The sequence below is a fragment of the Streptomyces sp. NPDC127117 genome, from assembly GCF_042677325.1.
GTDB lineage: Bacteria > Actinomycetota > Actinomycetes > Streptomycetales > Streptomycetaceae > Streptomyces.
Map to the genome: position 1 here is coordinate 59,402 of NZ_JBHXTM010000044.1, position 10,198 is coordinate 69,599.

The 10,198-nt window shown below is 73.3% G+C and carries 6 protein-coding genes and 1 pseudogene; 4 read left to right on the forward strand and 3 right to left on the reverse strand.

Annotated elements, in window-relative coordinates; all coding sequences use genetic code 11:
• The first annotated feature begins 108 nt into the window (after positions 1–108).
• Complete coding sequence (locus ACFVH0_RS30520; protein WP_385825421.1) at positions 109–975, forward strand: phosphotransferase enzyme family protein; 867 nt, start codon at positions 109–111, stop codon at positions 973–975.
• An 87-nt stretch (positions 976–1,062) separates the two neighbouring features.
• On the opposite strand, the gene ACFVH0_RS30525 is transcribed toward ACFVH0_RS30520, so the two are convergent.
• Entirely contained in the window at positions 1,063–1,794 is a 732-nt protein-coding gene (locus ACFVH0_RS30525; protein WP_385825423.1) for a 3'-5' exonuclease, read from the reverse strand.
• A gap of 78 nt (positions 1,795–1,872) precedes the next feature.
• The gene (locus ACFVH0_RS30530; RefSeq protein WP_385825424.1) at positions 1,873–3,105 is read right to left on the reverse strand and encodes an SAV2148 family HEPN domain-containing protein; all 1,233 of its coding nucleotides are present in this window, start codon (positions 3,103–3,105) and stop codon (positions 1,873–1,875) included.
• A gap of 440 nt (positions 3,106–3,545) precedes the next feature.
• On the opposite strand from ACFVH0_RS30530, the gene glgX reads away from it, so the two are divergent.
• Together glgX and treY are read left to right on the forward strand one after the other, a co-directional pair.
• On the forward strand, positions 3,546–5,711 hold the full coding sequence (gene glgX / locus ACFVH0_RS30535) for a glycogen debranching protein GlgX (protein WP_385825426.1): 2,166 nt from the start codon (positions 3,546–3,548) through the stop codon (positions 5,709–5,711).
• Between the two features lie 100 nt (positions 5,712–5,811).
• On the forward strand, positions 5,812–8,208 hold the full coding sequence (treY, locus tag ACFVH0_RS30540) for a malto-oligosyltrehalose synthase (protein WP_385825428.1): 2,397 nt from the start codon (positions 5,812–5,814) through the stop codon (positions 8,206–8,208).
• On the opposite strand, the gene ACFVH0_RS30545 is transcribed toward treY, so the two are convergent.
• Positions 8,168–9,379: a cytochrome P450 gene (locus tag ACFVH0_RS30545; RefSeq protein WP_385825430.1), complete on the reverse strand. Its 1,212-nt coding sequence runs from the start codon at positions 9,377–9,379 to the stop codon at positions 8,168–8,170. The genes treY and ACFVH0_RS30545 overlap by 41 nt on opposite strands.
• Positions 9,380–9,762: 383 nt before the next feature.
• Here ACFVH0_RS30545 and ACFVH0_RS30550 point away from each other — a divergent pair.
• Positions 9,763–10,083, forward strand: a pseudogene (locus tag ACFVH0_RS30550) (dihydrolipoyl dehydrogenase); the annotation flags it as partial.
• Positions 10,084–10,198: the final 115 nt, after the last annotated feature.

Sequence of the window (10,198 nt, forward strand, 5' to 3'; positions counted from 1 at the left end):
TCAATACATCGGATTCATACCGTTCTGGCCGCTCAGACGGCCTCCGTCATCGTGCTGACGGGTCATCGGTTCGTCAAGCGGGCCTGCACGGATGCGAAAATCGGAGTCATGAACGAGATGCGTGCGCGTGAGGTGCTGACCGCTGCCGGGCTGTCCGGCGGTGCGGAGCTGCTCGCGATGGGTGAGAACGCGGTGTTCGCCGTCGGCGACCTGGTGGTCAAGGTCGGCCGGGACGCCGTGCGGAACCCGGAACTGAGGGACCGGGCGGAGCGCGAGGTGGCCGTCGCCCGGTGGCTGGCCGCCTCGGGCGTCCCCGCCGTACGGGCCGCCGAGCCCGCGGCGCGCCTGGTCGAGGGCCACCCCGTGACCCTCTGGCACCGGCTGCCCGATGCCGTACGCCCCGCGGAGCCTCGGGACCTGGCACCGCTGCTCGCCCAGGTGCACGCGCTGCCCGCCCCGGACGGCCTCACCCTTCCGCCCCGCGAACTGCTGGGCGGGGTCGAACGCTGGCTGCGGCTCGCGGGCGATGCGATCGATCCGGCCGACGCCGACTATCTGCGGGAGCGCCGCGACGGCTTCGCGGCGGCCGCCGCCGCGCTGGTCCCCCGGCTGCCGCCGGGGCCCATCCACGGCGACGCGCTGCCGCGCAACGTCCATGTCGGCCCGGACGGTCCGGTGCTGGTCGACCTGGAGACCTTCTCCGCGGATCTGCGCGAGCACGACCTGGTGGTGCTGGCGCTGTCCCGGGACCGGTACGGCCTGGCGCCCGAGGCTTACGACGCCTTCACCGCCGCCTACGGCTGGGACGTCCGCGAGTGGGAGGGCTGCGCGGTGCTCCGCGGGGCCCGGGAGACGGCCAGCTGTGCGTGGGTGTCCCAGCACGCACCGGCCAATCCGAAGGCCCTCGCGGAATTCCGCCGCCGGGTGGCCTCACTGCGCGACGGCGACACGGCGGTGCGGTGGTATCCGTTCTGAGCGCCGTCCCCCGGATCCGGCTGCGGGAAGCCGGGGCCCGGACGGGGCTGGAGCGCGGACGGACCGGAGCAGGCCAGGTCCGGGCCGTCAGCCGGCGGTGACGCCGGCCGGCTCCCGCAGCGGCCAGTGGCCGTCGATCACCGCGTCGGCCGTGCCCTTGCGGCGCAGGAACTGCTGGAAGTCCGCCGCCCATTGCGCGTACCACTCCACCTGGCGCTCGTGCAGCTCGGCGGCGGTCAGACCGGCCACCGAGCCGTGCCGCTCGGCTATGGCGTACGCCACCCGGACCGCGGCCAGCGCGTCCGCCCCCGCGTCATGGGCCCCGCCGTGCACCACGCCGTACTCGACGCAGACCGCCTCCAGGTTGCGCTTGCCCTTGCGGTAGCGGTCGACGGCCCGGTCGATGGTGTACGGGTCGATGACCGGGCCGATCCCGGCCCCGTCGAGCCGGTCGCTCAGCGACGGCAGCCCGTGCCGCCGCAACTCCGCCGTGAGCAGCGTCAGGTCGAAGGCCGCGTTGTACGCGACGACCGGGACGCCCTGGCGCCAGTAGCCGGTGAGGGTGTCGGCGATCTCGTCGGCCACCTCGCGCACCGGCCGGCCCTCCGCCGCCGCCCGCTCACTGCTGATGCCGTGGATCGCCGAGGCCTGCGCGGGGATCCGGATGCCCGGATCCGCCAGCCAGGCGCGCTGCCGCACCGGCTCCCCGTCCCTGCCGCCGACGCCGACGACCGCGGCTGTCACGATCCGGGCCTCCAGCGGCTCGGTGCCCGTCGTCTCCAGGTCGAAGCCGACCAGCGCCTCCCGGTGCCAGCTCATCCCGTACCTCCTTCGTGGTGCTCTCCCCCAGGTGATGACCACCCTCGCATGCACCACTGACAACGCGGTGGCGGCCCCTCAGGAGACGGGCCGGGAGTCCGCCCACACGGACTCGAACTCCTCGCGGTAGGTCTCGAACAGCCCGTGCTCGTTGTCCTGCCCCGCCCGGACCACGGCACGCCCGCCGCCGCGCAGCACCAGCACGGGCGCCTCCATGCCGCGTGCGCGCCGCAGATAGGTCTGGACGACCCCGACCGCGTCGGTCCCGTCGCCGTCCACCAGATAGGCCGTGAAGCGCGGCGTCTCGTCGAACACATGGATCTCGAAGGCGCCCGGGTCGCGGAGCTTGGAGCGGACCCGGCGCATATGGAGGATGTTCATCTCCACCGACCGGCTCAGCTCGCCCTTCTTCAACCCCAGCTCCCGCTCCCGGCGCTTGACCGCGCTGCTGGCCGGGTTGATGAAGAGCAGCCGGACCCGGCAGCCCGACTCGGCGAGCCGGATGAGCCTGCGGCCGGAGAAGTTCTGCACCAGCAGGTTGAGCCCTATGCCGATCGCGTCGAGCCGGCGCGAACCGCCGAAGAGGTCCTCGGCGGGCAGCTGGCGCTGGAGCCGCACCCGGTCGGAGTGGACGGAGACCACATCCGCGTACCGGTCGCCGACCAGCTCCTCGACGGCGTCGACCGGGAGCCGGTCGGCCGACGGGACCGCGGCGCCGCTGCCCAGGATCTCCAGGAGCCGCGCGGAGGCGCGCTCGGCCTGGGCGAGGACCGCCTCGTTCAGGGCGCGGTTGCGGGAGACCACATTGCGGGCGACCTCCAGCTCGTCGAGCGCCAGCTCCACCTCGCGCCGGTCGTCGAAGTACGCCTCGAAGCACGGCCAGTGCTGGACCATCAGCTCACGCAGCTGGGGCAGCGTGAGGAAGCTGAGAACGTTGTCGTCGGCGGGGTCCAGCAGATAGCCCTTGCGGCGCGAGACCTCGCGCACGGCGACGGCTCGCTGCACCCACTCCTGCCCGGCGGGCCCGGCGGCGGCCACCACCCAGTCCTCGCCGTGCACCGGCTCGTAGATCGGCCGGAGCACCGCGGCGACCACGGCACGCAGTCGCTGCTCCACGAGATTCAGCCAGATGTAGGCGCGTCCGGCCCGCTGCGCGCGCGTCCGCACCTCGCTCCAGGCGTCCGCTCCCCAGTCCAGCTCCGCGCCGATCTCCATGGGCTGCGCAAGCGATACCGCCCCTGGCGGGACATCGGTGGAGTCCCCCTCGTGACCCGCGTCACCTGGGGGCAGCTCGAATCCGCCCGAGCTCACCCGCGCACCGCCTTCCACTCCCCCACCAACGATCAAGGAAGGGTACTCCGGGAGCGGGAGCCGGTGCAGCCGGATGCACATGCTGCTTCGTCAACTCCCCTACGACACAGGCAGGTTCCCGGCGGCAAGATCTGCCGTAGTGAGGGGATTCATAGTGATTAACCACCCCATCCCGGGCCGTGTACCGGGCGAACGCCGCTTTCCCGGCTCCGGATCCCGGTTCCGGGCGACACGGAGAGGCCCGATGTTGACCGGACCGCGTGACGTCCCGGGCCGCCCGGCCCCGCGACGCCGCCCCCGATTGCCGGTCGGTCCTAGGTAGCCGCACCTGTTTCGGGGAAGATCTGGCACCAGGGCCCGCCCGGCGGATCAGGGGTCGGACGCGCCCTGGCAGCCCGCAAGCTCCAGGCACCCGGATCAGAAGTGGAAGGGTCGAACCTATGCAGGTCTGGCCGGGACAGGCGTATCCCCTCGGTGCCACGTACGACGGCGCCGGGACCAACTTCGCGGTCTTCTCGGAGGCCGCCAGACGCATCGAGTTGTGCCTGCTGCACGACGACGGTTCCGAGACGGCGGTGGAGCTCAGGGAGACCGACGCCTTCGTCCGCCATGCCTACCTGCCCGGGGTGATGCCCGGTCAGCGGTACGGGTTCAGGGTCCACGGGCCGTACGAGCCGGAGCGCGGCGCCCGCTGCAATTCGGCCAAGCTGCTGCTCGACCCGTACGCCCGCGCCGTCGCCGGACAGATCCGGTGGGGCGAGGCGGTGTACGGCTATCCGTTCGGTCGGCCCGACGCGCGCAACGACCTGGACTCGGCGCCGCACACCATGACCTCGGTCGTGGTCAATCCCTACTTCGACTGGGGCGACGACCGGCGCCCCCGTACGGACTACCACCGCACGGTGATCTACGAGGCCCATGTGAAGGGCCTGACGATGCTGCACCCGGGGCTGCCGAAGGAACTGCGCGGCACCTACGCGGGACTGGCCCATCCCGAGGTGATCGCCCATCTGACGGAACTGGGCGTCACGGCGATCGAACTGATGCCGGTGCACCAGTTCGTCCAGGACCACCGGCTGGCGGACGCGGGGCTGGCCAACTACTGGGGCTACAACACCATCGGTTTCTTCGCCCCGCACAACGCCTACGCCTCCTGGGGCGACCGTGGCGAGCAGGTGCTGGAGTTCAAGCAGGCGGTCCGGGCGCTGCACCAGGCCGGCATCGAGGTGATCCTCGACGTGGTCTACAACCACACCGCGGAGGGCAACCATCTGGGCCCGACGCTCTCCTTCCGGGGCCTGGACAACGCCTCGTACTACCGGCTCGCGGACGACCAGCGGTACTACATGGACACCACGGGGACCGGGAACTCCCTGCTGATGCGGTCGCCGCACGTGCTCCAGCTGATCATGGACTCGCTGCGGTACTGGGTGACCGAGATGCACGTGGACGGCTTCCGCTTCGATCTGGCGGCCACCCTGGCCCGGCAGTTCCACGAGGTGGACCGGCTGTCGTCCTTCTTCGACCTGGTGCAACAGGACCCGGTGGTCAGCCAGGTGAAGCTGATCGCCGAGCCGTGGGACGTGGGCGAGGGCGGCTACCAGGTGGGGAACTTCCCGCCGCTGTGGACCGAGTGGAACGGCAAGTACCGGGACACCGTGCGGGACCTGTGGCGGGGCGAGCCGCGGACCCTCGCGGAGTTCGCGGGACGGCTGACCGGGTCGTCGGACCTGTACCAGGACGACGGTCGGCGGCCGCTCGCCTCGATCAACTTCACCACCTGCCACGACGGATTCACGCTGCACGACCTGGTCTCGTACAACGACAAGCACAACGAGGCTAACGGCGAGGGCAACCGGGACGGCGAGAGCCACAACCGGTCCTGGAACTGCGGCGCGGAGGGCGACACCGACGATCCGGAGATCCTTGATCTGCGGACCCGGCAGATGCGTAACTTCATCGCCACGCTGATGCTGTCGCAGGGCGTGCCGATGCTGAGCCACGGCGACGAGTTCGCGCGTACCCAGCGGGGCAACAACAACGCGTACTGCCAGGACAGTGAGTTGTCGTGGGTGCACTGGCCGGACCCGCAGGAGCCGGTGCGGGACGGGGCGGACGGGGCCGAGCGGGGCGAGGGCGACGCCGGGGGCAGCAGTCTGCTGGAGTTCACCCGGGCGATGGTGTGGCTGCGCCGCGACCATCCGGTCTTCCGGCGGCGCCGGTTCTTCCACGGCCGTCCGGTCGAGGGCACCCACGACGAGCTCTCGGACATCGCGTGGTTCACGCCGGAGGGCAGCGAGATGAAGCAGCGGGACTGGCAGGCGGCGCACGCCAAGGCGCTGACCGTCTTCCTCAACGGGCACGCGATCTCGGAGCCCGGACCGCGCGGCGAGCGGATCTCCGACGACTCGTTCCTGCTGATGTTCAACGCGAGCGCGGAGACGCTGGAGTTCTCCGTACCGGTGAATCACGGCCGGCAGTGGCTGGTGGTGGTCGACACGGCGCGCCCGGTCGGAGTCCTGCCCGGTTCGGGGCCGAAGGTCGCCGGGGGCGATCGGGTGACGCTGGTCGGGCGCAGCATGGCGGTGCTGCAGCGGCCCGCGTAGGGCCGGGGGCCGTCCCGTGGGCCGGCCGGGGACACCGCCGGTCGAGCCCTTTGCGGCGTTCCGTGACACAGAAGCCGCCAGGCTGGGTACGAACGTCCGCATGACGCCCACCGCCACCTACCGGCTCCAGCTCCAGCCGGACTTCCCGTTCTCGGCCGCCGGACGGGCCGTACCGTATCTCGCCGCGCTCGGCGTCTCGCATCTGCATCTGTCCCCGGTCCTGGAGGCCGTGCCCGGCTCCCGGCACGGCTACGACGTCGTCGATCACGGCCGGGTACGCGCCGAGCTCGGCGGTGAGGAGGGGCTGCGGGAACTGGCCCGTACGGCGCGCGAGCACGGTCTCGGGCTGATCGTGGACATCGTGCCGAACCACATGGCCGCCGTCCCCCGCCACAACCACGCGCTGTGGGAGGTGCTGCGCGAGGGGCCCGGGTCGCCGTACGCCCGCTGGTTCGACATCGACTGGGCGGCGGGCGGCGGGAAGGTGCTGCTGCCCGTGCTCGGCGGACCGATCGGCGACGAGATCGGCGGGCTCCGGGTGGACGGGGACGTGCTGCGCCACGGCGAGCAGGAGTTCCCGCTGCGGACCGGCACCGCCCGGCTGCCGCTGCCCGAGCTGCTGGACGCCCAGCACTACCGGCTCGGCTGGTGGCGGCTGGCCCGTACCGAGCTGAACTACCGGCGGTTCTTCACGATCTCGGAGCTCATCGGGGTGCGGGTGGAGGACCCCGAGGTCTTCGCCGCCACCCACGGCAAGATCCTGGAACTGGTCCGGGACGGTGTCGTCGACGGGCTGCGCATCGACCACCCCGACGGGCTGGCCGAGCCCGCGGCGTATCTGGAGCGGCTGTCGACGGCGACCGGCGGGCGGTGGACGGTGGTGGAGAAGATCCTCACCGGCGGCGAGCCGCTGCCCGCGGACTGGGCCGTCGCGGGGACGACCGGGTACGACTCCCTGCACCGGGTGGACGGTCTGTTCGTCGACCCGATGGGCGCGGCGGAGCTGGTGGGCCGCTACCGGGAGTACGCGGGCCCCGCCGGCGACCGCGGCGGCTACTGGACGGCGACCGTCCGCCGCGCCGCGTACCGGGTGGTGACGCATGAACTGGCCGCCGAGACCGAGCTGCTGACCCGGATCGCGGTACGGATCTGCGCGGCCGACCCCGCGCTGCGCGACCACGCCCCGTGGGCGCTGCACGCCGCGCTGCGCGAACTGCTGGTGCGCATGCCCGTCTACCGCCCGTACGTGAGGGCCGGCGGGCCCTGTACGCAGACGGCCGAGGAGACTCTGTCGGACGCGGTCGTGCGGGACGCGAAGGCGATGTTCGCCGTCGCGGAGGAGGCGTCGGCCGTCGATGTGGTGCGGGAGCTGGCGCTGGGGCGGCTGGGCGAGGGGCCCGAGCGGGCCGCGTTCTGCGCCCGGTTCGCACAGACCGCCTCCGCCCTGCGCGCCAAGTCGGTCGAGGACACGGCGTTCTACCGGTACATGCCGCTGATCTCGGCGAACGAGGTGGGCGGCGACCCCGGGCAGCCCGCGGTGACGCCGGAGGAGTTCCACGCGTTCTGTGCCCGGCTGGCCCGCGACTGGCCGGCCACCGGAACGGTGCTGACCACCCATGACACCAAGCGGAGCGCCGATGTGCGGGCCCGCATCGCGGTACTGACGGAGTGCCCGCAGTCGTGGTCCGGGCTGCTGACCGAGCTGGAGCGGACGACTCCGGCCACCGCTCCGGACCCGCAGCTCGCCTGGCAGGCCTGGCAGACGGCGGTGGGCTGTGCGAAGGTACCGGGCGGCGAGATGGCGGGCCGGCTGGAGCCGGCGCTGCTGAAGGCGGTGCGCGAGTCGGGCCTCTTCACCGGCTGGACCGAGCCCGATCCGGCGTACGAGCGGGCGGTGACGGACTTCGTGGCGGCCGGGCCGGCCGCCGGCGGCGGTCCGGTGCGCGAGACGCTGGAGCGGTTCGCGAGCACGCTCGACCCCTATGTGCGGGCCAATGTGCTGGGGGCGGCGCTGGTGCAGCTGACGATGCCGGGAGTGCCGGATCTGTACCAGGGCACGGAGCGGGAGTACGTGGCGCTGGTCGACCCGGACAACCGGCGGCCGTTCCGCGAACCGGCCGCGGACGGGGCCCTCGGCGAGAAGGGCGAACTCACGGCAGCCGCGCTGCGGCTGCGGCGCGAACGGCCGGAGGTGTTCGGCGAGTCCGGTACGTACGCGCCCCTGGGCGCCCGTGGCCCGGCGGCCGCGCACTGTCTGGCGTTCTGCCGCTCCGGCGAGGTGGTCACCGCGGTGACCAGGCTGTCGTTGCGGCTGGCGGAGTCGGGCGGCTGGCACGACACGGAGCTGGTGCTGCCGGACGACGGGCCGTGGACCGATCTGCTGGCGCCCGGCCGGGAGTTCACCGGGGGCCGCGTCGGGCTCACCGAACTCTTCGCCGGGCGGCCGGTGGCACTGCTCAGCAGGGCCGGACGAGGAGGGCCCGCGGACCGCGGGTGAGCAGCCCGGTGCCGGCCGGACGGAATCCGTCCGCCCAGCGGAGCCGGGGCATCGCGTCGAGCAGCGCGCCCAGGCCGTGCCGGGCCTCCAGCCGGCCGAGCAGGACGGCGGGGCAGGACGCGGGGCCGGTGAGGGACCGGCCCTGGTCGCGGCGGAAGGGGTCGAAGAGGTCGGGGGCGGCGAACCGTTCCGGATCACGGCCGGCCGCGCCGATCAGACACGCGACGTCCGCCCCGGCGGGCAGCGTGCCACCGCTGAGGGTGACCTCGGTAACAGTGCGGCGCAGCACCACCTGGACCGGCGGATCGCGGCGCAGTGACTCCGTCCAGGCCCGGTCGGCCAGGGCGGGTTCGAGGCGCAGGGCGGCGAGGAGGTCGGGGGCGTCCAGCACATTGGCGAGGAAGGAGGCGAGCGCGGTCTCCCGGAGTCCGGTGTGCCGGGTGCAGGGTGTGGCGACGGTGGGTGTGGCGATGCCGGGCGGGAGGCTGGGCGCGGGGCGGGCGCTCGTGCCGGGGGCGGCGCCGAGGGGCAGCCAGCGGCAGAACTCCTCGACGAGGTCGGCCTGTTGGCGGCCTGCGATCCGGCGCGCCAGCACGTAGGCGGTCCGCTCGATCCGCGCGGCCATGTGACGTGGTACCGAAGCCAGGTCCGGGGCCGGGCCGGGGGCCGGGCCGGGGGCCGGCATCTGATATCTCGCCGGTCCGGGATCTGACATGTGACGTGTCACCGAACCAGGGTCCGACATGTGACGTGTCACCGAACCAGGGTCCGACATGTGACGTGTCACCGAACCAGGATCCGACATGTGACGTGTCACCGACCCCGGCCTCGCCGGGGCCTGATTGCGGGGTGCGCAGAGGGGGCTGCCGTGGCAGAGGCCGAGCGGGGCGGGGGCACCACGGGGTGCGGTGTCGTGCGGGAGGCCGGTGAACCGGGGGTCGGTGAGGGCCGTGGCCACGTCCGCGTACCGGCTGACCAGCCAGGCGCCCAGCGGTGCGTCGTAACTGAGCGGGTACTCCTCGCGCAGGACCCGGTAGAACCGGTACGGGTCGTGCGCCGCGCCGGGTGCGAGCAGGCTGGGGCCGGTGCTCGGGCGGGGGCCGCGCACCGGTCTGCGGGCCCGGCGGCCGAGGTCCGGTGCGGATATGCCTTCCGGCACGTCGGCCTGCATCCGTACCCCCGGGGCGTCAGGGCGCCGGTCTGCGGCGCGGTTCCCCACCAGGGGATCACCGGCGGGGGCGTCGCGCAGTCGGCGTACGGCCGTACGGGTGAGAGCGGTACACCCCGCCGGGCGGTACACCCCGGCCGGCGGTACGGCCCGTCGGGCGGTCTCGGCCCGTCGGTGTTCGGGGGCCGGGCGGCCCGGAACCCGCGAGCAGTTCCGTGAACGCGGCGGTGGCTCCCGTGAGTTGCACGCGGGAGAAGACCGCCGGCCGGCGCCGCCGCGGAGGGCCGACGGCGAGGACCGCGCAGCCTCGCCGACCGCTCCCCGGACGACATGTGCCGGAGCCGTGGCGACTCCGCCCCCGGCCGCCGCCATCCGTACCGCCGTGCTCGTCCCCGCAGACCGCCGCGGTGGGCCCGACCGAGGCCCGGGCCCGTGACGCCGTGCACGATGTCACGGTGGGCAGCATGCCGCTGACCGCCGTGGCCAAGGGGATGGTGCGCGAGCGGGGCGGCATGGTGAAGGTGGTCGCCGAGCGGGAGGGGCGGGTCCTCGGGGTGCATCTCGTCGGGCCGCAGGTCTCCGAGATGACCGCCGGGAGTCGGCTGATCGTGGGCTGGGACGCCGAGCCGGCCGATGTGGCCCGTCACGTCCACGCCCGTCCGACGCTCTTCGAGGCGGTCGGCGGGGTCTTTCTCACCCTCGGCGGCGCGGCCCGCATCAGCGGACCTGAGCCGGGCGGCCAGGCGGCCGCCGGGCTCGGCGGCGCCGCGGACGCGGCCGCCGAGTGAGGGAGAGAAGAGCGCGGGGGGCGCGGGCGCCGCC